This window comes from Methylovulum miyakonense HT12 (assembly GCF_000384075.1).
Classification (GTDB): Bacteria; Pseudomonadota; Gammaproteobacteria; order Methylococcales; family Methylomonadaceae; genus Methylovulum; species Methylovulum miyakonense.
Genome location: NZ_KB913025.1, coordinates 3,273,435 through 3,298,159, shown reverse-complemented (window position 1 = coordinate 3,298,159; position 24,725 = coordinate 3,273,435). Strand labels below are relative to the sequence as shown.

Sequence of the window (24,725 nt, the reverse complement as noted above, 5' to 3'; positions counted from 1 at the left end):
AATATCAATTATATGGCAATATTTATGAAATATTGGAAAATCAATATTGAAGCCTTTAAGAACGTTACTATAAATTGGGTTGGAACTATATCTATCGCATTACAATTTCCTAACCTTGCTAATGAATAAATATATTTAACATCGCAAGTGTGGGTGCAATTTCACCAATGATTTGATTCCACCGGATGCCTTCAGCCCTATCAATATAAATTACATCACGTGGCTGCAAAGGGAAGCGATCAGCTAATAAAAGGGCATCCGGCGATTTTGCATTCAAATGATAAATTTCTGGCTTTTTAATCCCACTTCTAAAAACAAAGATACGTGCTGCATCAGAGGTGATTTGACTAATGCCGCCTGCATCACTTATTGCTTCAGTCAAAGTCATGCGTCCTTTGTTCATAAGAATGCTACGCCCCCCCCCGACACCTCCTACTGATAATGAACTGCTTGAGCCACTTGCGATTTCGCCCATAACGAAAATTTTGTTTAAACTATTATCAGGTACGTTTAACACATCGCCGTGTTTGAGCATTACATTTTGGGAAATATTTCCCCCTTCATAGAGGGATAAAAGGTTGATGCTATAAGTGTTTCCATTACGAGTCAGAGTAATATTGCGTAAGTCAGCTTCGGAACTCAGCCCCCCCGCACCATTTATGGCTTCCAATACGGTGAGAGGAATATCTTTCACCAACTGGATTCCTGGTTGTTTGACTTCCCCCACCACATAAACCCGTTGGCTACGGTATGCGGTCACCCGTACATCCAATTGGACTTGTTCAATATATCTAGATAATTTATTGGTCAATTCCGCCCGAATATCTTCCACTGTTCTACCAGCCGCTTTAACTACTCCAACATATGGATAGAAAATATTGCCATCTTCGCCAACCACGTTCCCTGCGCTTTCAGCGGCTCGGAATTCACCAGCCGGGATAGTCAATTCGGGATGTTCCCATACGGTGATATTGAGAATATCTCTAGGGCCTACTAAGTATTGGCTATGGTTTTCTGGTTCAGGAACCCCTTTTACGGCTTTGGAACCTATACGGTAATCGAAATAACGGTTTGCCACGTTATTTGGGCCTAAGCTACGATTATTAAAGTCCTTTTCTAAATCAACAATCGTTTGGGCTGTGATGGCATGAATATTCAGTTTTTTTAAAGTGGTTGCATTTTTTTCCTCAACCGGCATTTCGATACTGGACTGCTTGGAAAATTGGCTCATGTGCATGCCTGGAATAACGGTACAGCCAGTCAAATTGATTAATATCAACAAGATGGTAAATAAAGAGTTTTGCCGCATATTTTGTGCCCGTGTATTCAATGTTCTATTCGCAGTTGATAATTCATATAGCAATTACTGGTAAAGCTTCTTGACCCATTGATTGACACCCTGGTCAATTTGTACCAGAACCGACTCAAATGCCGCCAAATCCAATTGGTACGGGTCGTTAATGTCATAACCACCCCATTCGCCCAATCTAAAAACCTTCCCTTTGGCACTGGGTTCTGTATTTTCAATGTCTATTTTATGGGTCAATTCCATAACCAATATAAGGTCAGCTTTCCGGATCATTTGTGTGTTTAATTGGGTTGCCCGATGCCCTGAAATATCCAAGCCTCTTGCAAGCATAAGCTTAACCGCTTTTTCATCCGCTTTATGCCCAACTAAAGCACCAATCCCGGCAGATAAGACAGAGCAATTGTTCTGGTTAATTTTTAAAAGGGCATCCTTAAAAAGCACTTCTGCCATAGGGCTTCGGCATATATTGCCGACACACACTACTAAAATGTTATTAAACAAAAAAACATTTCCTATTATTTAGTTGATAACCTTGGCTGATTGTTTGAAAACAGGTTTTTAGTTATTCTCATCAATTTTACTGTTTCTTATAACCACTTAATTCCATAAAGCCTTTTCCGGTATGCGTTCCTGTCACCTGGATTGCCCCTTCCCAGTAAATATTGTAGGTTGTTAAGGTGGCATCAAATTCACTGTTGCTTAGGATGCTTCTTGTGGTCACATCAATATGCTTAGCCGGTATTTTTAGCTGCCATTCAATGGGATAACTAACACCTGTTTTGTCACTGAGCCAACTTTTAGCTTTATTAAGTGAAAAATCTTCCATGCCGAGAATTTCAGTCTTGCCATTTTTGGTAATGCTGCCAGTATAGATTATTGGTGTATGCGACTTGTCACGCAATTGATAAAGCATAATGTCACTACCATCATCCAGCTGTATGCTAAACCAATCCCAGGATAGTTGAGTAGTTGAAAAATCCCCCCACTGGTGATCGAACCAAGCTATCCCTTTGGTTACTTCGGTATGCCCATTAATCTTGACGGTTCCAGAAATATCCATTCGAGTCCGCGAATAATAGTAGCTGCTACCAGCCGAACCTAACGAAATCACACCGTCTTTGCCATGAAATACCGGAGCTTGTGTGCTAACCAATTGGAAATCAAAACTGAAGTCAGAAGTTGATACTTGTAATTTATCAACCCCATTACCGCCTGACATGCTCCAATCACCCGATATAAAATCAAAATGGTTAACAGAACCTGTTGATAAATTCCCGGCTGCACTGCGTTGATCAATATAATGTCTTCCTGTCTGGTAATCAGCAAATGAAACATGGTTAACCATCATGTTCATCACTCCATTCACCAGGAATGTAGTGTCGTGAAAACTGTATTTTTTACCCGATTCAGTTATCAAATGGCCATTGTAATACCACCACTCCATCTTAGATTGATGGGGGGCATCATCTTTTGGTAATGATATTAAGTTATTTGATGCCGCCTTTGATTCGAACCAGACTGCCGCCGTTTTGCGGGGCATCACTTCTTGATAGAACCAAATTGCCACAACTATCAAAAGGCTAATAACAACTTTAATGGCCCAATGCCCGCGCATTAATCGGTGCTTTTTATAGTTACGGCGTGACCTATATTTTCTATCCATAACTTATTGCTTATAAATACAAATTATCGAAAATAACTATACGATAAAATCAATTGCTTAGATCTTCGGTTTTTCTTATTTGAATTTCGGGATACTGCATCTGGATTTCAGTTACTTTCACTGCTTTCCATGCATTATTTATATACCAATAGTACCCGGCAAAAAGACCTAAAAAAGTGAAAAAAAGTATCTGCTCAGGGACAACAAGAACTAAACTGGTAAATAAACTTACAATTGAAAAAATAGCAGCGATAGAGACAAGGATTATTAATTTTTGATTGACACCATAGCCTAATGTGGCCAGATAGTGGTGGAGATGTTCGCGGTCTGGTGAGCAAGGGGAGCGTCCATTTTTGATTCGGCGATACATTACACTAATGGAATCAAAAAATGGGACTGCCGTTAACCATAGGACAGTAACTGGCGGCATTATTCTGTTTTCGCCTTGCGATGCACAAATCGCGAGCCAGCATACAGAAAAACCAAGCAATGTGCTTCCGGTGTCGCCTAAAAAAATTGATGCGCTTTTCCGCCCGGCAATACGTAAATTAAACAGTAAGAAGGCAATGATTGATGCCATCAAAATAAGACAGAAATAATAGATTGGCCAATTTTGGGATAACTTCGATACTATAGCAATTGATGTGATTGCCACTAACGTTAAAGTGCCTGCCAACCCATCAATCCCATCAATCATATTAAAAGCATTGATACCGCCAACTACCGCCAAAACTGTGAATACCGTTGAAAATTCGCCTAGTTTAATGCTACCAGCGCCAAATATATCACCGAGCTCTGTTATCTTTATTTCCGCAAACTCGGCCATAATAAGCCCCGCTATAATTTGGGCAATTATTCTAGTTTTAACACTCAGTTCTTTGTAATCATCAATCACCCCTACACAAACCAAAAGTGTTGCCGCCACGATAAACTCTTTTTGATGGAGGAGCTGAATATCATTAACCAACAGCGTAACTAACATAGCAAGATAAATTGCTAATCCCCCGATCAGAGGAGTCAAATCTTTATGCTGTTTTCTTTGGTTTGGCCTGTCTACTAAACTTATTTTTTTAGCATAAGGGATTAAAAGGATGATTAAAAAAAGTGCGGCTATCAGCGATGTAAGAAAAAGGAATAATGGCATGAATATTTGATTACCGAAAAAATACGTTTATGAACCGAATCCTTAGCACCTGGTACAGAGTATTAACTTCTGTTGATTAAAAATAACAACGGCCCTACTTTTCACTTGCTTATCCGAAACTGCAATTTAAGCGTTAAACATATTTGTTTTGTGGTTTTATATCAGAGTTTCATTATTGATAATAGGCAATGGTTCACTACATCTATGTGAATTGCTTCACTAAAGTTTTTATATTTATAATATTCAATTGATTATTAATAACTTAGCTAAGTTAATTTTTAATAATTTCTTTTTTATATCAATAAAAAAAATTTATAAGTGTGGACTAATCCAAAATTTCTTCTGCCCTAATAAACTGGCAATAATCATCGTTAAGTGGCTTGTGGATATTGGCCAATCCACTACGGCAATCAGCGGCCTTTTCCAACAGTGCAAGCCACCAAGGCGGTACCGTATTGGTGCCTTGGTATCTGTTGATATTTCATCAAGCTAAAAACACCATTCCGCTAAAGGCCGTGCTTTTTTATTAACTTTCAGCAACCCAAGGCTTTAATAACAATAGAACATATTGTTATTAAAGCTATTTAGCAAAACTGAATTACCTGCAAAAAAATCTTTGACGCGCCCTCCTCCCGCAAGCTGTCCAGCACCAGACGACAAAACCCAGCCCAAAATATCTGTTAGAATGCCCCCAGGAGGAAAATATAATGCTAAAAAAATTCTTACATAGGCTCTTGACACTGATTTACAAGGTTGAAGTTAAAGGTTTGGACAATTATCACCAAGCGGGCGACCGGGTTTTGATTATCGCCAACCACACGTCATTTTTAGACCCGCTGCTACTGGGTGTGTTTTTACCAGAGGACGTTACCTTTGCAATTAACACCCATATTTCCCAACGTTCGTGGTTAAAACCCTTCCTAGGCTTATCTAAGGTTTTTCCTATGGATCCGACACATCCATTATCACTGAAAAACCTGATCCTACATTTGCAGAACGACAATAAGACGGTGATTTTCCCTGAGGGCAGAATCACCGCGACAGGGTCATTAATGAAGATTTATGATGGCACCGGAATGGTGGCGGACAAATCAGGGGCGGCGATTTTACCGATACGGATAGAAGGTGCGCAGTACACGCATTTTTCTAAATTGCGTAATATTTTCCGTTTACGCCTGTTCCCTAAAATCACCCTGCAAATCTTGCCCCCGACACATATCCACACTCAACGCGGGCTCAGCGGCAAAAACCGCCGAAAATACAGCGGGCATATCCTGGCTGACATCATGACCGAGATGATGTTTAAGACTAGCCATTATCGGCAGAGCATTTTCGCCAGCTTGTTGGAGGCCAGATCCATACACGGAGGCCGGCACAAAGTGGCCGAGGATTTGGAGCGTATCCCACTGAGTTATGACCAATTACTGGCACGCACAATTGCGGTCGGTAACGCATTGTTGGAGTTAACTGAAGCTGGCGAAAACGTGGGCGTTTTTCTACCTAATTCAAGCAAAACCTTGTGCGTGGTGCTAGGTTTGCAACTGCACGGACGGGTTCCGGCAATGTTGAATTATTCGACAGGGTCGGCGGGGATGATGTCCGCATGTGCCGTTGCCAATGTCAAAACCGTGTTGACGTCACACCGGTTTATCGAGTTGGGCAATTTATCTGCTGAAGCCGGGCAACTGGCTTCCCGAATTAAGCTGGTGTATTTGGAGGATGTGGCCCAACAGATTTCTAAGTTCGACAAAATCAAGGCCTTTTTGCAAAGTAAAACGGCAAATTTTTGGTACAAACACGACCAATTTCCTCCTGACAGTCCGGCAGTGGTTTTGTTTACGTCCGGTTCGGAAGGCGTGCCCAAAGGCGTGGTGTTATCACACTCCAATATTCTGGCAAACCATAAACAAATCGCCTCGCGCATCAGTTTCACGCCGCAGGATGTGGTGCTAAATTTTTTACCCATGTTCCACTCCTTCGGTTTTACGGTAGGCACGCTCTTGCCGGTGCTGAACGGGATGAACACATTTTTTTATCCGACCCCCCTGCATTTTAGCGTCATTCCTGAAATCGCTTATGAGATTAACGCGACCATCATGTTTGGGACCAATACGTTTTTCGCCGCTTACGGCAAAAAAGCCCATGCCTATGATTTTTATAATCTGCGCTATGTGGTGGCCGGTGCGGAAAAATTGCAAGAAAGTACCCGTACGCTCTGGGCGGAAAAATTTGGTATCCGTATCTTGGAAGGATACGGGGTGACCGAAACGTCACCGGTGTTGGCGGTCAATACGCCGATGGATTGTAAGGCGGGGACAGTCGGGCGTTTTATGCCGGATATGGAACACCGGCTCGAACCCGTTGAAGGCATAAGCGGTGCCGGTAAGCTGCACGTATACGGGCCCAATATCATGCTGGGGTATTTGCTGGTGGAGCAACCAGGGACGTTGAAACCGACCAATTCGGTTTATGGCCAGGGATGGCATGACACTGGCGACATTGTCGAAATTGACGATGAAGGCTTCCTTATCATCCGGGGACGCAGCAAACGGTTTGCAAAAATCGCAGGGGAAATGGTTTCATTGTCTGTCGTTGAGCAAATTGCCGCGAATGCATGGCCTGAAGCGGCACACGCGGCAATTAGCTTGCCGGACGCAAAAAAAGGCGAGCAAATTATTTTGCTGACTACGCACAAAAATGCGACAGCCAGTGAATTGGCGTCATTGTCTAGCGGCGTGGCGTCAATTTGTTTACCTAAGCAAATTATTTATATCGAAGCAATTCCAGTATTGGCAACAGGGAAAACCAATTATCCTGCCGTGACAGAATTGGCAAAGTCCCGTTGATTCCCCGTAAAAAAGTTATGCCGGTGATGCCGGCATTTTTCACCACGTAAACCATAGCGTCGCCTTACCTTTGCCTATCCATAGGTGACCACCCGGATTATGGTTCGGGAAGTAAAGCGGCGATTGCGCCACCTGTCCGTAGCATTTTAGTATGTTGAAAGGTTACGGACGGGTAACAACCCGTCCGGCGATCTAACCCACCTTCAACTGGAGATTTGAGGTTAGCAAGCACTTGTTTAAGAGCTGTGGCATGGCACTTGGCTTGCCAATGAGGCTATTCATTAGGGCTTCCAGGTATGCAAGCCAATTCCCCCCTAACCTCTTCACAAACCCCGGATAATTTTCTGCGCGGGGTATTGGCTACGCAACCATCATGGGCAGCTTTGCCCTTACAAGCCTCTAAAGCAAATTGGGGGGCAAACCTAGGTAGGCCTTCATCCGAACGGACTGGCGGCGGTGGCACTCTTGCAAATGGCCTTACAGGGCTGTCATCAGATGGCTTGATAGGTTCAGGTTGGGGGGGTTCTAGCGCTCCGGGGGATTCTTCAGCAGCCTGCACAGGAAAATTTGGCTTGACGGGAGCCATAGCAGACCCGGCTGCCAAAGGCGCCGTCAAATCCTTTATTTCTGGCCCTTTCAATGCGTCCTTAACAATGAAGTGGTATGCCCCTAATGCCAATGGCAACACCAAGCTTACTTTGATCAGAAAAGCAAACGACAAAGGCTCTTTGACTTTTTCACCAGGCGTTTTACGGCATTTGATGCACTTTGAATCATTAAGTACCTTGCCTTCGCGGAGGACATTTTTGGTTTTACAGTGCGGGCAATAATAGGTCTCGTATTTTTTCTCCCTGGGAAAAGGTGGGTCAATAGGCGCCAAACCCAACCCGGGCAATTCGGGCTCGACAGGCGACGGCGGGCTGTCGAACACCGACTTATACGGCGATTTATTAAATGCCTGGATCTGGGTTGGTATTTCAGTCAGTTGCCGCTCAAATTCTTCAATAGTCTGCGGCCTATTTTCCGGATAGACGGATAGCGCCTTCATAATTGAATTGGAAAATTGCGGGCTTAATGACGGTTCCATATTTGCCAAATGGATGATGGGGTCATTCTGTAATCGCGCTGTCGCTTCGTGCGGTTTGACACCGCTGACCATGTAGTAAATAGTCGCGGCCACTGAATAAATATCCGTCGATGGGGTAAAGTTGGCGCGTGACAAATACTGTTCAAACGGGGCAAAACCGGGCGTTAAAATCACCGAAAGCGACTGGCTTTTCTGGTTGAATGCATTCCGGGCGGCCCCAAAATCAAGCAACACAGGATGTTTTCTGTCAACCAGATATATATTGTCAGGTTTGATATCCCGGTGTAAAAAACCTTTTTGATGGACTTGAGCCAGACCATCTAAAACCGGCAACATAATCCGTAAAGATTCCTGTTCAGAGAGTTTCTGGTTGTTCTGTTGGAGAAAATGCTGGAGCGAAAGCCCCTTATAGTAATCCATTACCAAATATGCCGTTTTATTGGCCGGGAAGAATTCCCTTACACGCACCACGTTCGCATGGCTGAATTTGGCTAATGTACGCGCTTCCTGTAAAAATTGCTTTAAACCATACTCAAATTCAAGTTGGTCATCATCGGAATGCGCTATGACAAAAGGGCGTTTGCCGTCCCGGGTGACCAATGTGGATGGCATGTATTCTTTGATTGCGACGGCGGTTTGCAGGACTAAATCAAAAGCCAAATAAGTGATGCCGAAGCCGCCTTTGCCCAGTACCCGGCCTATCAAAAATTTTTTATGGAGGATAGTCCTATACGGCAGTTCCAAAGCGCTCTGCTGTGTATTATTGTCAAAGCCGCAATGGGGGCAGATGGAGCCTGCTTTATTAATGGACATACAGCCCATGCATAAATCATCAAGCTCTTGAATAACCATGGTGATTTTCCCTCAATTACTGTTCTGGACAGTCAACACAATGACCGAAATATTGTCATCGCCACCGTAGGCTATGGCCGCCTTGATCAGCCCGGAACAAGCTTCATCGGGAGAATTGTTGACAATGATCAGGCGTATTTCTTCGTCAGTCACCTTGTCGATAAGCCCGTCCGAACACAATAGGTAGGTGTCACCAATCTGGATGGGAAACAGAATTTCAGAAACGTCAACCAATATCTCCGGGTTAGTCCCTAACGCATTGGTCAATATATTCCTATTAGGATGGACTTTGGCCTGTTCTAAGGTGATCATGCCATACTCAAGCATTTGGGCAACCAGGGTATGATCCTGGGTCATCTGCTCTATCTGCTGGTTTCGGATACGGTAAAGCCTGGAATCCCCCACATGCGCATAACACCCCATACCATTGGCAATCATAAGGGCGGTTGCGGTAGTCCCCATGCCCTGGCAATCGGAACTATCAAGCGAATGGCGGTAAATCCTTTGGTTGGCTTCCAAATAGGCATTGACCAACGTTTGCTGCGGATTTAGGAAGTTATTGGCAAGGCAAAGCTCGCCAATAGTTTCCACGGCTTCTTTGCTTGCCACCTCCCCTGCCCTATGCCCCCCCATCCCATCGGCGAGGATTGCCAAGCCTATCCCGGCATTTCCGGTCGGTGAAAAATAGTCTAAGGCATCTTCATTATTTTGCCGTTGGCAGCCAATATCACTGGCCCATGCGACAGTGATGATATAGTCTTCAACAATTGCCATCGGTTTACCTTTAGTTTTAAAGCGTTTTAGTATTGTCGCCAGAAATTTGCTTAAATGCATGAAATAAATAAGCGGTGACTTAAGATCGTCCCTAATTCAAGTTAATTTTTACAACGTCTTACCCTACGGGACTGGCCGCTTACTAATGTAAAATCTAAAATTACCTGGACAAGCGTTGATGCTACTATTTGCCCTACTGAAAGTAAACGTTAAAATCTTATCACCTGAATCATCAAAATATCACTTTAAAGCAACCAAGGTGCTTAAGGTATCCGGTAATTGCTTAATGGCAAAGCCAACCCGCTATTTTTTCTACCCTATATCGTGCTTGGGTGCCATCATCTACCCAAGCCCCCCCAATCAGAGCCTATGGCAATCACTACATTTTTCCCATCCACTATCAGAATTCACTTCAAAGGCTAGCCTAAAATCATGAATAAACACATTTACCCGTTATTGATAGCCCAATTTTTATCGGCGTTTGCCGATAATGCCGTGTTGTTTACCGTTATTGCCATCGTCATGCAATCTACCCATGCCGAAAGTTGGTATATTCCCGCCGTACAAAGCGCATTTACGATTGCCTATGTTTTCCTGGCCCCTTGGGCGGGGGAAATTGCCGACACCCATGCAAAACCTAAGATATTGATGTTGGCAAATTTAGTCAAAGCTAGCGGCGCAGGATTATTGTTGTTTAACATTGAACCGATCCTGGCCTATAGCGTTGTCGGCATCGGCGCGGCCATTTACAATCCGGTCAAGTACGGCATATTGCCCGAACTTGCCGAATACGACTATTTGGTCAAAGCCAACAGCTTGATGGAAGGTTCAACGATTTTGGCAATCCTGCTGGGCATGTTGGCGGGGGCCAAACTCGCCGATTATTCGATACATTGGGCTTTAGCAAGCTGCATGGGATTATTTATGATTTCTGCTTTAGCCACCCTATTTTTACCTAAAGGCGAAATCAAAAAAGCGGTTTCCGGCTCTAAAATTATTGCTTTCAGCCGGGAAATAAGACAATTCTTTACTTTATCAGGCTCGGCCTTCGCCATTTTAGGGGGAGGTTTGTTCTGGTTGGCGGCGGCCACGCTTCGGGTGATCCTGATTGCTTGGGCCCCGCTAGTGCTATTGACCAAAAACACCACGGAAATTGCCCAACTCACTTTTTTTCTGGCCATCGGCATTATTGTTGGCTCGGCCATAGTGCCCCGGCTAATTCCCCTGGAGAAAATCCGGCGCGCGAGGTTCCCTTCATATTTGATGGGCTTGGGTGTCATTGCCTTAAGCCTGACCGAAAGCGTGTGGCCTGCCCGAACGGCATTGCTGGTGATCGGCATGATGGGCGGCATGTTCATCGTTCCGGTAAACGCGGTTTTGCAAGAGCTAGGCAAAGAAAGCATCGGTAGCGGCCGTGCTGTCGCCCTACAAGGCTTTTTCAACAATCTCGCCATGTTGCTGGGGGTGGGCTGCTATACCTTCGCAGCCGCAAATGACACCGGGCCAATCATCGGCATGATGGCACTGGGGCTGCTGGTTTTTATCGGGACTTTTTTAGTGTCCTTAAGTTTGCGTAAGGATACCTTGGAGAGGCTCGCCCCTAGCAATTCGGAATGGGGCTGAAGTTAGCCGGGGCGGATTCGCGTGAGGCTTGGCTTGCAACAAAAAAGCCCGGTCAAGATACGTAGGTTGTCTTCAACTTCCCTGAAATTATCAGCACCATTTCCCAATTGGGTTGCACAAACACCTTGCATGCTTCCCCATAGCGTCTTAGCCAACTGCCTTTTTAGACCTGGGGTTTCGGTATTTGGCAGATGTGACCCGATCAAGTTGATCAGTGCATCAACTTTTGCCTGATAGGATTCTGAGGCGTGGTGGTGCCCATTGGCTTGGCTTTCCGACCATAGGCACCAGCAATGGTAATTTTGCTTGACGAAGCCTAAGTAGGCACAGCCTAATGCCTGAAGATCATGCCCCTGCACTTGCGCCAGATCCCGGAAAAGGTTTTCCAGCGTTTGCTCGTTAATATGGCGGATGACATCGGCCATATTTTCAAACACCATATAGACACTGCCCACAGTATAACCAATACGCTGGGCAATTTTCCGTACCGTCAATGCGGAACCGCCCTGTTCAATGACAATGGCTTTTGCAGCGCACAAAACCATTGCTTTGATTTCTTCGGGAGTATGCTTGTTACGCCTTGCCATATTTATGTTGCCATGAAAAAGGTGCCGTTTATGGACAGGTTTATTTGGAGGGCAATGATGGACGGGCTTGAGGGCTTAAAATCCGGAGGGATGAAACTGGCTTTTTATGGGCTATTTTAAATAGCATTTGAAAATAACAATGGCGAAGCGGACGGGGCTCGAACCCGCGACCACCGGCGTGACAGGCCGGTATTCTAACCAACTGAACTACCGCTCCATTGTTGAGCCGGGCATTATATATTGACAACCATTTATTAACAATTACTTTTTAATTAATTTTTTGCTTTTTTGATAACTTTGAAAACATTGGCACGCTAATTATGCGATACTACGCGACTTTAAATTTTATCCAGACACACTTTACTTAAAAAATGATTAACAAGGAGTCATCATGACCGCATTGGTGGGCATTATCATGGGTTCTACTTCTGACTGGGAAACGATGTGCTTTGCCGAGGAAACCTTAATCAAGCTAGGTATCCCTTATGAAGTGGAAGTTGTCTCAGCCCATCGCACCCCAGACAAACTGTTCCGTTACGCCGAAACAGCCGAGACCAGGGGCTTGGAAGTCATTATTGCCGGAGCGGGCGGCGCCGCACATTTGCCCGGCATGACCGCGGCCAAAACCCAGATTCCAGTCTTAGGCGTCCCTGTGCAATCAAAAGCCTTAAATGGTATGGATTCATTATTGTCGATTGTGCAAATGCCCGCTGGCATCCCGGTCGGCACCTTGGCCATAGGTAAAGCTGGCGCCATTAACGCCGCCTTGTTGGCAGGAGCCATTATCAGCAACAAACACACCCAATATCGGGAAGCATTAACAATTTTCCGTCATGAGCAAACCGAAACCGTGTTGGCCCATGCCGATCCAAGAAACGAGGTTTGAAGTTTTATGAAAGTGGGAATACTGGGCGCAGGACAGCTCGCCCGAATGATCGCCTTAGCAGGTTATCCCTTGGGATTGGAGTTTATATTTTTAGACCCGTCCGCCGACGCTTGCGCCAACCACTTAGGGGAACACCTGCACGGTGATTACAACAATCTGGATTTATTGGCGCAACTGGCAGACCGTGCCGATGTGGTCACTTATGAATTTGAAAACGTGCCTGCGGAAGTGGCCGGATTCTTAGCCACGCATACGCAAGTTCATCCGTCACCCAAAGCTTTGGCGGTTGCCCAAGACCGCTTAACCGAAAAGAACTTTTTTAATGACATAGGCATTGCCACCCCCGCTTATGCGGCGGTCAACAGCTTGGCTGATTTACAAGCCGTGATGGCGGGCATCGGTTATCCGGCAATCTTGAAAAGCCGCACCCAAGGTTACGATGGCAAAGGCCAATCCGTCCTGAAATCCGCCGATGATTTGGCTAGCGCTTGGCATACGCTGGACGGGGTGCCTGCGATTGTTGAGGCGTTTGTGCCTTTCCAACGCGAGGTGTCCGTTATTGCCGCACGTAATGTAAACGGGGATATCGTTTACTATCCGTTATCTGAAAATCTACATCGTGGCGGAATCTTACGGGTTTCCGAATGCACAACAGATGATCCCATGCAAACCCAAGCGCAAACTTATGTCACACGCTTGCTCGAAGCCTTGGATTATGTCGGCGTCTTGGCTTTGGAGCTGTTTGAAGTCGATGGCCGATTAATCGCCAATGAATTCGCCCCACGCGTCCATAATTCAGGGCACTGGACGATTGAAGGCGCCGAAACCAGCCAGTTCGAAAACCATCTACGTGCCATTTTAGGCTTGCCTTTAGGGGCGACAACAGCCGTTGGCAAGGCAGCCATGGTCAATTTTATCGGCGGCCTTCCGGAGACCGGATCCATCTTAGGCATCCCGGGTGTGCATTTGCATCTGTATGGCAAAGAACCGCGCAAAGGCCGTAAAGTTGCCCATGCCACCATCCGAACCCTAACAGATGCCACACTGGGCGAGTTAACCCAAAAAATTGCCACCATCGCCAATCAAGTTGATGACAGTTAATGTAACTAAGCAATCCCTTTGTTAAGAGGGGAAATGGCCTTGGACGCTTGCACCCAATTACCGTAAAATCCCCCCGATTTGCCACCTAAGGAAATGAACTTAATAGCTTTATTTATTTCAATTGAGCGATATAAAGAGACAATTCCAGCGGGCATATGAGTGGAATATTCACATTTTTTGTGATTTTTACACATAAAAGTTCTTGTGCTATGCTAGGGGTTACCAATTTGTTACAGCGCTATTTTCCACACCGCTTTTTTATTACACAACGATCAGGGCAGATGTTGTTTTTAAGCAAGGATACACTACCGTGAGAGAATTATGACAGACACAAGCACTATGCTATCGACAGTGCAGGAAATCGCCACTGCCCTTAAAGATAAACCCGGCGCACTTTTACCGATTCTTCACGGTGTGCAAGACGCGTTAGGTTATATCCCGTCCGATAGCATCCCAGTTATTGCCAAGGCACTGAACCTTTCCCGTGCTGAAGTGCATGGTGTCATCAGTTTTTATCATTATTTCCGCGAAACACCACCAGGCAGGCAAACCATACACCTATGCCGTGCCGAATCTTGCCAAGCGATGGGCGGCAATGCCTTGGCAAACCATGTCAAATCCAAACTGGGCGTTGATTTTCATGAAACCACAGCCGATGGTGAATTTTCTTTAGAACCCGTGTATTGCTTAGGCAACTGCGCCTGCTCACCTGCCATGCAAATCGGCACGGATATTTATGGACGGGTAACTGATGAACTCTTTGACACGCTTATCGCCAACAAGGGGGTTGCGGCATGATTAAGACAATTTACGTTCCCTGTGACGCCAGCGCAGTCTCCTTAGGCGCCGACAATGTCGCAAAAACCATCCAAACCGAAGCCGACAAACGTGGCATTGAAATCCAAATGGTCCGCAACGGCTCGCGTGGCCTATTCTGGTTGGAACCGTTGGTTGAGGTTGTAACCGGACAAGGCCGTATTGCTTATGGCCCTGTCCAAGCATCCGATGTCCCTAGCCTGTTTGATGCCGATTTCATTAACGGTGGCGCCCATGCCTTGTCTTTGGGATTGACCGAAGAATTGGCGTATCTGAAAAAACAGCAGCGTTTGACTTTTGCGCGGATTGGCATAACCGACCCTGTCAGCCTGGAAGATTACCTTGCCCACGATGGCTACCGTGGCTTGAACAACGCGTTGGCAATGCCACCAGCGGAAATAGTCAAAAACGTCACCGATTCTGGTTTGCGTGGGCGCGGTGGCGCGGCGTTCCCTACTGGCATCAAATGGAATACGGTGCTGAACACTCCTTCCGAGCAAAAATACATTATTTGTAATGCCGACGAAGGCGACTCCGGCACATTCTCCGACCGCATGGTCATGGAAGGCGACCCGTTTGTCCTAATCGAGGGCATGACTATCGCCGGTTTGGCGGTGGGCGCAACCCAGGGTTATATCTACCTGCGCGTTGAATACCCCCACTCGCACAAGGCTTTGAATACCGCCATCGGTAAAGCCTACGCTGCCGGCTATCTAGGCGACAATATCTTAAACAGCGGCAAAGCGTTCCATCTGGAAGTGCGTTTAGGCGCAGGCGCATACATCTGTGGGGAAGAAACATCGCTGATGGAAAGCTTGGAAGGCAAACGCGGTTTGGTGCGCTTCAAACCACCGTTGCCAGCGATCAAAGGCCTGTTTGGCCAACCGACGGTTGTCAATAACGTCATTTCCTTGGCTTCCGTGCCCATCATCCTCGACAAAGGCGGCAATTATTACCGCGATTTTGGCATGGGGCGCTCACGCGGCACATTACCACTGCAATTGGCCGGCAACATCAAACATGGCGGCCTAGTTGAATTGGCATTTGGCTTGACTCTGCGCGAATTGCTTTATGGTTTCGGTGGTGGTTCCGCCACAGGCCGACCAATCAAGGCGGTGCAAGTCGGTGGCCCCTTAGGCGCCTATTTGCCGGAATCACAATTCGACACCCCGCTGGATTACGAAGCCTTCGCCGCCAATTGGACGGTATTGGGCCACGGCGGCGTGGTCGTGTTCGATGATACCGCCGATATGGCGGAAATGGCGCGTTACAGCATGGAGTTTTGCGCCTTGGAATCCTGTGGCAAATGCACACCTTGCCGTATCGGCTCCACACGGGGAATGGAGCTCATGGACGACATCATAAATGGTCGCGACCTAGCCAAAAACGTACCTTTGTTACGCTCGCTTTGCGACACCTTACTTAATGGCTCGTTATGTGCGTTGGGTGGCATGACCCCCTACCCTGTGCTTAGTGCATTAAATCATTTTCCCGAAGATTTCGGCATTCATGACCACGCTAATGTAGCCTAATCGACTTAGAGGTAATAACCATGTCCATCAATAAAGAAAAAGATTTCGGTACGCCCGCAAGTCCAGCTACCGCTACAGTAAACTTGGAAATCGACGGTTTTAAGGTCACTGTACCTGCTGGCACATCCATCATGCGTGCCGCATCCAGCATCGGCATAGACATCCCTAAATTGTGCGCAACGGATAGCATAGAACCGTTTGGTTCATGCCGTTTGTGCCTGGTGCAAATTGAAGGCGGGCGGGGTATGCCGGCCTCATGCACAACACCTGTCGCCGAAGGCCAAAAAGTCATCACCCAAAACCCACGTTTGGCGGAAGTCCGCCGCGGGGTCATGGAATTGTACATTTCTGACCATCCCTTAGATTGCTTGACCTGCTCCGCCAATGGCGACTGCGAATTGCAGGACATGGCCGGTGCGGTCGGTCTGCGCGAAGTGCGTTATAACCCCGTGGAAACCCACTTGAATGCGCTCAAGGACACTAGCAACCCCTATTTCACTTTCGACCCCAGCAAATGTATCGTCTGTTCACGTTGTGTCCGCGCCTGTGAAGAGACCCAAGGCACCTTCGCGCTGACCATTGATGGCCGGGGTTTTGATTCCAAAGTCTCACCCGGCCAAAACCAACCGTTCATGGAATCCGAATGCGTGTCTTGCGGTGCTTGCGTCCAAGCCTGCCCGACTGCGACATTGATGGAAAAAGCGGTCATTGATAACGGCCAACCAGAACATGCCATCATCACCACTTGTGCTTATTGCGGTGTCGGCTGCTCTTTCCGCGCCGAAATGAAGGGCGAGCAAGTCATCCGTATGGTCCCCAATAAAGACGGCAAAGCCAACCACGGGCATTCTTGCGTCAAAGGCCGTTTTGCTTTCGGTTATGCCACCCATAAAGACCGCATCACCAAACCGATGGTCCGTGCCAGCATCAAAGACGCATGGCGTGAAGTCAGTTGGGAAGAGGCCATCGCTTACGCCGCTTCCGAACTGAAACGTATCCAGGCCAAATACGGCAAAGATTCCATCGGCGGCATCACCTCATCACGCTGCACCAACGAAGAGACGTATCTGGTACAAAAACTGATCCGTGCGGGCTTTGGCAACAACAACGTCGACACTTGCGCCCGGGTTTGCCACTCCCCTACTGGCTATGGCCTGAAACAAACTTTCGGCGAATCATCAGGCACACAGGATTTTGATTCGGTCATGAAAGCCGATGTCATCATGGTGATTGGCGCCAACCCTACTGACGGCCATCCGGTGTTTGGTTCCGCCATGAAGAAGCGCCTGCGCCAAGGTGCGAAACTGATAGTCATCGACCCTCGCGAAATTGACCTGGTCAGAAATAGCCCGCATGTGCAAGCTTCACATCATTTGAAATTGCGGCCCAGCACCAACGTCGCCTTAATTAACGCCTTGGCGCATGTCGTCGTCACAGAAAACCTGACCAAAGACGACTTTGCCATCAGCCGTTGCGATGTTGCCTCGTATAACAAATGGAAAACCTTCATTTCCGATCCTAGACACGCCCCTGAAGCCACCGCAAGCATCACTGGCGTCCCTGCGGCGGAAGTTAGGGCGGCAGCCAGATTGTATGCCCAAGCCAATAACGGGGCCATCTATTACGGTTTAGGGGTGACCGAACATAGCCAAGGTTCCACCATGGTCATCGGCATCGCCAACTTGGCGATGGCGACCGGCAATTTGGGACGTGAAGGTGTGGGCGTCAATCCCTTACGTGGTCAAAATAACGTGCAAGGCTCTTGTGACATGGGTTCGTTCCCACATGAATACCCAGGTTACCGCCATGTCGCCAACCCTGAAACCAACCAACTGTTTGAAAAAGCCTGGAATGCCGAACTCAGCCTTGAACCGGGCCTGCGTATCCCCAACATGTTCGATTCGGCAATGGATAAGACCTTTTTGGGCTTGTATGTTGAAGGTGAAGATATTGCCCAATCTGATCCGGACATCCAACACGTCCATGCGGCCTTGCGGTCTATGGAATGCGTGATTGTCCAAGACTTGTTCCTAAATGAAACCGCCAAATTTGCGCATGTTTTCTTCCCTGGCGCCTCTTTCCTGGAAAAGACGGGCACCTTCACCAACGCCGAACGCCGTATTTCGCCCGTGCGCCGGGTGATGACACCGTTGGCAGGGTATGAAGATTGGGAAATCACCCAACTGTTGTCCAATGCGATGGGTTATCCGATGAATTACAGCCATCCATCGGAAATTATGGCGGAAATCGCCAGCTTGACGCCTACCTTTGCCGGCGTCAGCTACGCTAAAATCGACGAGTTGGGCAGTATCCAATGGCCTTGTAACGACGATGCCCCAGCAGGCACGCCCATCATGCATGTCGAAGAGTTTATGCGTGACAATGGCAAAGGCCTGTTCATGCTGACCGATTATGTCGCCACCCAAGAACGTATCACGCCGATGTTCCCGTTGATTTTGACTACCGGGCGTATCCTGTCGCAATACAATGTCGGCGCCCAAACCCGCCGTACCGAAAACAACCAATGGCATTCAGAAGACCGTTTGGAAATCCATCCGCACGATGCGCAAGACCGTGGCATTAACGATGGCGATTGGGTGGGCATCAAAAGCCGTGCCGGGGAAACCGTGTTACGTGCCTTAATCAGCGGACGGGTACAACCGGGTGTGGTCTACACCACCTTCCATTTCCCCGAATCCGGGGCGAACGTGATCACTACGGATAACTCGGATTGGGCGACCAATTGCCCCGAATACAAGGTCACCGCCGTGCAAGTTACGAAAGTCACCCATACTTCAAAGTGGCAAGAAAGCTATCAAGACTTCTCTGAAACGCAATTGGACTTACTGGCGCAAGGCATGAGTCATGGCTAATGGGCTGTCCTTAGACTTAGGATGGCCTAGTTACCAACAAAGCACCGTTGAACGCTGGCATAACAACCAGCGTTCAGAAGAGCTTGATTATATTGCAGAAGAAGTCCCCATCGCTTTAGTTTACAACGGCGTGCCGCATGTCGTCATGCTGGCGACGCCGACCAACCTTGAAGAATTTGCCCTCGGGTTCAGCATCACCGAAGGCATTATCGGTGACCCGAAAGAAATCCAATCGACCCGTGTATACAACCGCGCCAACGGCATTGAAATCCAGATAAAAATCCCTGAGCAACGTTTCCAATGCCTTGCCGATAAAGGCCGGAACCTGACGGGGCGCACGGGTTGTGGTTTATGTGGCGCAAGCACCCTAAAACAGGCGATACGCCAACCCCCGCCTGTCCATGGTGACTTGGTTGTCACCTCCGAGGAATTGGTTGCCGCACTGGCCGAAGTCAAGCAGCGGCAAAAACTGAACAAATTAACGGGGTCAGTCCATGGCGCCGCCTGGGCAATACCCGGACAAGGCATCATTGATTTGCGCGAAGATGTCGGGCGGCATAACGCCCTCGACAAGCTGATTGGCTTATTGCTAAAAAGCAACCGTGATTTAAGCGCGGGGTTTGTGATTGTCACCAGCCGCGCCAGTTATGAGATGGTGCAAAAAGCGGCCTTTGTCGGCATCACCTTGCTTGCCGCCATCTCCGCACCCACCGGTTTGGCGATCCGTTTGGCCAACGACACGGGCGTGACACTGATCGGTTTTGCCCGTGACCAACAATATGTCGTTTATGCCCATCCGCAACGATTACTACACCCTTACCATCCTTAGAAAAACATAAACTAGACCATGAAAACAAATAGACTCATCAAAATGGCCAATGACATTAGTGATTTTTTTAACGCCGAGCCTGACAAGGAAGCCGCGGCAGAAGGTGTAAGAAGCCATCTTATGAGGTCATGGGAACCAAGGATGCGCCAAGCGATTATTGCTTATTACCAAGAAAATGGCGAAGGCTTAAGTGACTTGTCTAAAAAAGCCATCGCAAAACTGACCGCCTAAAAATGGCATCCGGCTGGATTGCACTTACCCAACCCCGCGTCCTATTGGCCAGTAAACCCATCGCTAGGATAAAGCACTTAGCCCCCAAAACCCCGATCCTATCCAACTGATGACACGCGCATCACCATTGCTTGGAACCGACCAAATGGGTGGTGCAGCTGCCCGTTCGGGAACAGCCTCCTGCATGGGTTGCCGGAATGCGGCCTACCAAAAAACAGTTTGGCCCAACCATAGCCAGCCAACCCAACCATTTTGAATGCAGCTGTTAATCGAACAAATCAATTCCCTGCTCCCGCAAACCCAATGTGGCCAGTGCGGCTTTAAAGGTTGCCGCCCTTATGCCAAGGCGATCGCTGAAAACAAAGCCGACATTAACCAATGCCCGCCAGGTGGCGGTGATGGCATTGCCGCGTTAGCGGAATTGCTAGGAGTATCGCCGAAGCCGCTCAATCCCGCCTTCGGCACACACAAACCTAAACAAGTGGCGTTTATCATTGAGCAAGATTGCATAGGCTGCGTAAAATGTATTGCCGCCTGCCCGGTCGATGCTATCCTGGGTGCGGCCAAGTTCATGCACACAGTCATTGCGGCCGAATGCACGGGCTGTGAATTGTGTGTCGCGCCCTGTCCGGTAGATTGCATTGTCATGCAAATTGTGGACGGGCCGGACGGCGCAAGCAAACCCGAAAGGGCGGCGTTGGCGAAGCGGCGTTATGAAGCCAGGGAGTCACGCAAGGCACAGGAAGCGGCGGAAAAAATGGAAAAAGCCCAGCTAAAAAAGGCGGCTTTGATAAAGCCTAAACCGACAGTTTAAGCATCCACAAAAATTGCAACACTATCCCTGATTTGCCGCTGGTTGCGGGCAACCTTTCAAGCACATATTAGAAGTTTGTTAACGTTCCCAAAGGGCCTTCCAACACCGTTACAGTTTGATGTTGTGTTTTTCATGGAAATCAACGCGGCAATTGGGCTAATCAAAAACTATAAACAATAACGAGGAACAAATTGTGGCAAAAGCAAGTGATTTAAAACGCGGTATGGTGGTGGACATTAACGGTGTGCCGCATATCGTCAAAAACGTTGATGTAAAAAGCCCATCATCGCGTGGCGCAACAACCTTGTACAAAGTCCGCTTCACCAATATGAAAACGGGGCTTAAGCTTGATGAGTCGCTAAAAGGCGATGACATGTTTAAAGACGCCGAATTGGTCCGCGCCAAAGTCCAATATTCATACAAAGATGGCGACAATTTTGTGTTCATGAACTCGGAAGATTACACCCAATACACTTTGGGTGCCGAAGACCTGGAGGGCCAAGCCGAATATTTATCGGAAAGTTTGGAAGGCATCGTCGCCTTATTGATTGACGATGAACCCATAGGCCTTGAGTTGCCGGCCACAGTAATATTGGAGATTATCGAAACACCGCCTCCGATTAAAGGCTCATCGGCTTCCGCGAGGACGAAAACCGCACGCTTAAGCACTGGCCTGGAAGTGCAAGTGCCGGAATATTTGGAAACGGGCGAACTAATCAAGGTCAACACCGAAACAGGCAAATACTCGTCACGGGCTTGATCTGGCCGGATAATGGAAGCAAACGACCATATTTTGAGGGCTGCACAAGGGGAATTTAAGCTAAGCCGTTTACCGAAGCGCCCTAACGAATTGTTACGCGCGTTTGATGCGGCGGATGAATACCTATTGGATTACATTGCTGGATGTCTGCAACCTACTACGGACGCTAGGGTGCTGCTACTTAATGACGGCTTTGGGGCGTTGGCAGTGGCCTTGAGCGCATGGCAACCGTTTGCCATGTCGGACTCCTATTTGTCGCAACAGGCGACACGTCTAAACCTCTTGGCGAATGGCTTGCCTGAAGCGGGAGTGCATTTGCTCAGCAGCCTAACTCCGTTGGAAGGCGTTTTTGATCTGGTGCTGATTAAGGCGCCCAAAACCTTGGCCTTACTGGAAGACCAATTATTGCGCATACGCCCGCATCTAACGGAGACGAGCAAAGTGATTGTTGCGGGCATGGTCAAAGCCTTGCCCGCCAGTGTCTGGAAATTGCTGGAGCGTTTAGTGGGTGTGACCACAACTTCATTAGCGAAAAAAAAGGCCCGGCTGATCTTTGCCAGCCCTGATCTTGGGCTGGTCATCCCGGCAAACCCTTATCCCTTGTACTACACCTTGGAAAACACGGGTCATCGGATTGCCAATCATGCCAATGTGTTTTCACGGGACAGCCTGGATATTGGCACACGTTTTTTCATCCAGCATTTGCCAACTTATGCGGGGACGGTCGATATTGTTGATTTAGGTTGTGGGAATGGTTTAGTCGGGTTAATGGCCGCCGAACGCAGCCCGGAGGCTAGGGTGCTTTTTATTGACGAATCTTTTATGGCGGTGGCTTCGGCGGAAGAGAATTTCCGCTTGGCTTTTGGCGAAGGTAGGATGGCATCGTTTCTAGTGGGTGATGGCTTGACTGCGGCAGAACCCGCATCGGCGGATGCTATCCTGTGCAACCCTCCCTTCCATCAGCAAAACACCATAGGCGACCACATTGCGGTTAGCATGTTTAAAGAATCGCGCCGGGTGCTTAAGAGAAACGGGGAACTCTGGGTGATTGGCAATCGCCATTTGAACTATCACATCACATTAAAACGCCTATTCAGCAAAGTGTCGCCAATCGCTAACAATGCCAAATTTGTGATTTTAAAAGCCAGCTATTGAAAAGGCTTTTTGAAGGTTCAAAAAAAACCCAAAAGTGAATCGCTTTTGGGTTTTTTTAAAGATATTTACGCCGGGGTTACGTTCTCAGCTTGCGGGCCTTTTTGACCTTGAGTCACCTGCATGGTCACTTTCTGGCCTTCGCGCAAGGTTTTGCGGCCAGTGCCGTTAATTGCGCTGTGGTGAACGAAAACATCTTTACCACCTTCCTGTTCAATAAATCCGAAACCTTTTTCATCATTGAACCACTTAACGGTACCTACAACTTGATCTGACATATGACACTCTTTACTTAAAAAATCGCCAATGCGAATTGGCTCTATAAATCCCAGCTATGTAAAAAAGCTGGCTTAAACTTGAACTGCAACCCATGTTAGCACTAAAAATACACGAAGAGCAAAAACATTTTTCTTAAGGTCTGATTATTTTAGGCTAATGTGTGGTTCATCACTTCTTTGCAGGTAACGGCCAATATAAGCCTAGCACCCGTCCGTAAACACGGCCTTAATTTGAGAATTAATCATATTTCAAATACTTGAAGCGCGGATCATCAGGTGTCCCTGTCAAGGAACCGCCCTCTTCCTTCCCAGGCTGCCACATAATGACTTCTTCAATTTTTTTGGCCAGTTCAAAATCCTTATTGGTGATGCCTTTTGCAGCATGGTTCATTAACTTAACGATAACAAATGCATAAGACACCGTCAGGTCAGGATGATGGAAGGCGGCCTCTGCCAAATGCCCGACGGTATTGACGACCATAAGCGTGCCCTTCCAACCACTGGTTTTGTATTTGCGGCGTATCCAGCCATTTTCGAGATACCAGTGGGGCAGTTCGGCATTTAGCCGTTCATTCACTTCAGCATCAGTATAGGTTTCATCGTGGGTTATTTCTCTCCAAGCCATAACATTCACCTCTTGATCAGTTTCTAAGAGTAAACACAACGTCCAGAAAGGCTAAACCCGTAAAAACTTTGTGTCATTTGGGTTTCTGTAGTGCTATTTTCATTGGCTTACAGTCAAAGATCATCTTTTAAGCCCAATACATCCTGCATGTCATACAGGCCGTTGTTTTTGTCTTGTAACCAGAGGGCGGCCCTAACGGCACCGTTGGCAAAAGTCATGCGGCTACTGGCTTTATGGGTAATTTCGACACGTTCGCCTTCATCGGCAAACATCACGGTATGTTCGCCAACAATATCCCCGGCCCGGATAGTCGAAAATCCGATGGTTTTACGGTCACGCTCACCGGTATTGCCTTCACGTCCGTAGATAGCGCAGTCTTTTAAATCACGGCCTAGACTATGGGCAATGACCTCCCCCATACGTAAAGCCGTACCTGATGGCGCATCGATTTTGTGGCGGTGATGGGCTTCTATGACCTCAATGTCAGTGTATCCCCCCATAACCTTCGCGGTGATTTCCAACAACTTTAGCGACAGGTTGACACCAACGCTAAAATTTGGCGCAAGCACGATAGCTATGTCCGCCGCGGCGTTGGCAATCTGTGCTTTTTGGGCGTCGCTAAACCCTGTGGTGCCAATCACCCATTTTTTCCCGGCATTGCGGCAAAGTTCAAGCACTTCCATAGAGGTGTCGGGACGGGTGAAGTCGATCAGCACATCAAAATCCTCAAGCACTTTCATCGCATCATCAACGACCATAACGCCTGATTTGCCTATACCAGCCAACAGGCAAGCATCCTGGCCTACGCTATGGCTGCCCGGGCGTGAAATGGCGGCGGTGAAACGGGCATTGACATCATTGTCTTCAGCGATTTTTGCCGCTTTGATCAAACACAAACCCATGCGTCCTGACGCGCCGATAATGGCTATACGATTCATGACCC

The 24,725-nt window shown here is 47.6% G+C and carries 22 protein-coding genes and 1 tRNA gene; 12 read left to right on the top strand and 11 right to left on the bottom strand.

The genetic code is table 11. The annotated features are described in order from the left end of the window. Positions 1-118: 118 nt before the first annotated feature. The 4 genes from METMI_RS0116230 to wecA form a co-directional block, all read right to left on the bottom strand. Positions 119-1,309 (bottom strand): polysaccharide export protein, encoded by a 1,191-nt coding sequence (locus tag METMI_RS0116230; RefSeq protein ID WP_019867353.1) that lies wholly within the window; start codon positions 1,307-1,309, stop codon positions 119-121. A gap of 54 nt (positions 1,310-1,363) precedes the next feature. After that, positions 1,364-1,810, bottom strand: a complete 447-nt coding sequence (locus tag METMI_RS0116225; RefSeq protein ID WP_040572799.1) for a low molecular weight protein-tyrosine-phosphatase — start codon at positions 1,808-1,810, stop codon at positions 1,364-1,366. 76 nt (positions 1,811-1,886) lie between these two features. Next, positions 1,887-2,972 (bottom strand): lipocalin family protein, encoded by a 1,086-nt coding sequence (locus tag METMI_RS0116220; RefSeq protein WP_083930368.1) that lies wholly within the window; start codon positions 2,970-2,972, stop codon positions 1,887-1,889. A 49-nt stretch (positions 2,973-3,021) separates the two neighbouring features. Further along, a complete protein-coding gene (wecA, locus tag METMI_RS24365) occupies positions 3,022-4,116 on the bottom strand; it encodes a UDP-N-acetylglucosamine--undecaprenyl-phosphate N-acetylglucosaminephosphotransferase (RefSeq protein ID WP_019867350.1) in 1,095 nt (364 codons plus the stop codon). 707 nt (positions 4,117-4,823) lie between these two features. Here wecA and METMI_RS0116205 point away from each other — a divergent pair. Further along, positions 4,824-6,962 (top strand): AMP-binding protein, encoded by a 2,139-nt coding sequence (locus METMI_RS0116205; protein ID WP_019867348.1) that lies wholly within the window; start codon positions 4,824-4,826, stop codon positions 6,960-6,962. 274 nt (positions 6,963-7,236) lie between these two features. On the opposite strand, the gene METMI_RS25620 is transcribed toward METMI_RS0116205, so the two are convergent. Together METMI_RS25620 and METMI_RS0116195 are read right to left on the bottom strand one after the other, a co-directional pair. Further along, positions 7,237-8,862 (bottom strand): serine/threonine protein kinase, encoded by a 1,626-nt coding sequence (locus tag METMI_RS25620; protein ID WP_232215241.1) that lies wholly within the window; start codon positions 8,860-8,862, stop codon positions 7,237-7,239. A gap of 51 nt (positions 8,863-8,913) precedes the next feature. Continuing rightward, positions 8,914-9,675 carry a Stp1/IreP family PP2C-type Ser/Thr phosphatase gene (locus tag METMI_RS0116195; protein ID WP_198007931.1) on the bottom strand — a complete coding sequence of 254 codons (762 nt, stop codon included), beginning with the start codon at positions 9,673-9,675 and terminating at the stop codon, positions 8,914-8,916. A gap of 432 nt (positions 9,676-10,107) precedes the next feature. Here METMI_RS0116195 and lplT point away from each other — a divergent pair, with 432 nt between their 5' ends. After that, positions 10,108-11,298 carry a lysophospholipid transporter LplT gene (gene lplT, locus METMI_RS0116190; RefSeq protein WP_019867345.1) on the top strand — a complete coding sequence of 397 codons (1,191 nt, stop codon included), beginning with the start codon at positions 10,108-10,110 and terminating at the stop codon, positions 11,296-11,298. A gap of 2 nt (positions 11,299-11,300) precedes the next feature. Here the strand turns inward: lplT and METMI_RS25615 are convergent, their stop codons facing one another. Both METMI_RS25615 and METMI_RS0116180 read right to left on the bottom strand, forming a co-directional pair. After that, positions 11,301-11,885 carry a TetR/AcrR family transcriptional regulator gene (locus tag METMI_RS25615; protein ID WP_019867344.1) on the bottom strand — a complete coding sequence of 195 codons (585 nt, stop codon included), beginning with the start codon at positions 11,883-11,885 and terminating at the stop codon, positions 11,301-11,303. Between the two features lie 140 nt (positions 11,886-12,025). Then, positions 12,026-12,102, bottom strand: a tRNA-Asp gene (locus METMI_RS0116180). A 174-nt stretch (positions 12,103-12,276) separates the two neighbouring features. Between METMI_RS0116180 and purE the strand changes: the two genes are divergently transcribed. The 10 genes from purE to METMI_RS0116130 all read left to right on the top strand — a co-directional run bounded on the left by purE (position 12,277) and on the right by METMI_RS0116130 (position 22,882). Further along, a complete protein-coding gene (gene purE / locus METMI_RS0116175; RefSeq protein ID WP_019867342.1) occupies positions 12,277-12,771 on the top strand; it encodes a 5-(carboxyamino)imidazole ribonucleotide mutase in 495 nt (164 codons plus the stop codon). A gap of 6 nt (positions 12,772-12,777) precedes the next feature. Continuing rightward, positions 12,778-13,872 carry a 5-(carboxyamino)imidazole ribonucleotide synthase gene (locus METMI_RS0116170; RefSeq protein ID WP_029151754.1) on the top strand — a complete coding sequence of 365 codons (1,095 nt, stop codon included), beginning with the start codon at positions 12,778-12,780 and terminating at the stop codon, positions 13,870-13,872. Positions 13,873-14,193: 321 nt separating this feature from the next. Further along, complete coding sequence (locus METMI_RS0116165; RefSeq protein ID WP_019867340.1) at positions 14,194-14,670, top strand: formate dehydrogenase subunit gamma; 477 nt, start codon at positions 14,194-14,196, stop codon at positions 14,668-14,670. Continuing rightward, the gene (locus tag METMI_RS0116160) at positions 14,667-16,220 is read left to right on the top strand and encodes a formate dehydrogenase beta subunit (RefSeq protein WP_019867339.1); all 1,554 of its coding nucleotides are present in this window, start codon (positions 14,667-14,669) and stop codon (positions 16,218-16,220) included. Before METMI_RS0116165 ends, METMI_RS0116160 begins: the two co-directional genes overlap by 4 nt. Before the next feature lie 20 nt (positions 16,221-16,240). Beyond that, the gene (fdhF, locus tag METMI_RS0116155; protein ID WP_019867338.1) at positions 16,241-19,093 is read left to right on the top strand and encodes a formate dehydrogenase subunit alpha; all 2,853 of its coding nucleotides are present in this window, start codon (positions 16,241-16,243) and stop codon (positions 19,091-19,093) included. Then, a complete protein-coding gene (fdhD, locus tag METMI_RS0116150; RefSeq protein ID WP_019867337.1) occupies positions 19,086-19,922 on the top strand; it encodes a formate dehydrogenase accessory sulfurtransferase FdhD in 837 nt (278 codons plus the stop codon). Before fdhF ends, fdhD begins: the two co-directional genes overlap by 8 nt. An 18-nt stretch (positions 19,923-19,940) precedes the next feature. After that, positions 19,941-20,153 (top strand): formate dehydrogenase subunit delta, encoded by a 213-nt coding sequence (locus METMI_RS0116145; RefSeq protein ID WP_029151753.1) that lies wholly within the window; start codon positions 19,941-19,943, stop codon positions 20,151-20,153. Positions 20,154-20,409: 256 nt separating this feature from the next. Then, entirely contained in the window at positions 20,410-20,967 is a 558-nt protein-coding gene (locus METMI_RS0116140) for an RnfABCDGE type electron transport complex subunit B (RefSeq protein WP_019867335.1), read from the top strand. Positions 20,968-21,160: 193 nt separating this feature from the next. Next, positions 21,161-21,727, top strand: a complete 567-nt coding sequence (efpL, locus tag METMI_RS0116135; RefSeq protein ID WP_019867334.1) for an elongation factor P-like protein EfpL — start codon at positions 21,161-21,163, stop codon at positions 21,725-21,727. 12 nt (positions 21,728-21,739) lie between these two features. Then, entirely contained in the window at positions 21,740-22,882 is a 1,143-nt protein-coding gene (locus METMI_RS0116130) for a methyltransferase (protein ID WP_019867333.1), read from the top strand. 65 nt (positions 22,883-22,947) lie between these two features. On the opposite strand, the gene METMI_RS0116125 is transcribed toward METMI_RS0116130, so the two are convergent. From METMI_RS0116125 to dapB, 3 genes are all read right to left on the bottom strand, one after another. Beyond that, positions 22,948-23,157: a cold-shock protein gene (locus METMI_RS0116125; protein WP_019867332.1), complete on the bottom strand. Its 210-nt coding sequence runs from the start codon at positions 23,155-23,157 to the stop codon at positions 22,948-22,950. A 238-nt stretch (positions 23,158-23,395) separates the two neighbouring features. After that, a complete protein-coding gene (locus METMI_RS0116120; protein WP_019867331.1) occupies positions 23,396-23,782 on the bottom strand; it encodes a 4a-hydroxytetrahydrobiopterin dehydratase in 387 nt (128 codons plus the stop codon). Between the two features lie 113 nt (positions 23,783-23,895). Further along, positions 23,896-24,720 carry a 4-hydroxy-tetrahydrodipicolinate reductase gene (gene dapB, locus METMI_RS0116115; RefSeq protein WP_029151752.1) on the bottom strand — a complete coding sequence of 275 codons (825 nt, stop codon included), beginning with the start codon at positions 24,718-24,720 and terminating at the stop codon, positions 23,896-23,898. Positions 24,721-24,725 lie beyond the last annotated feature (5 nt).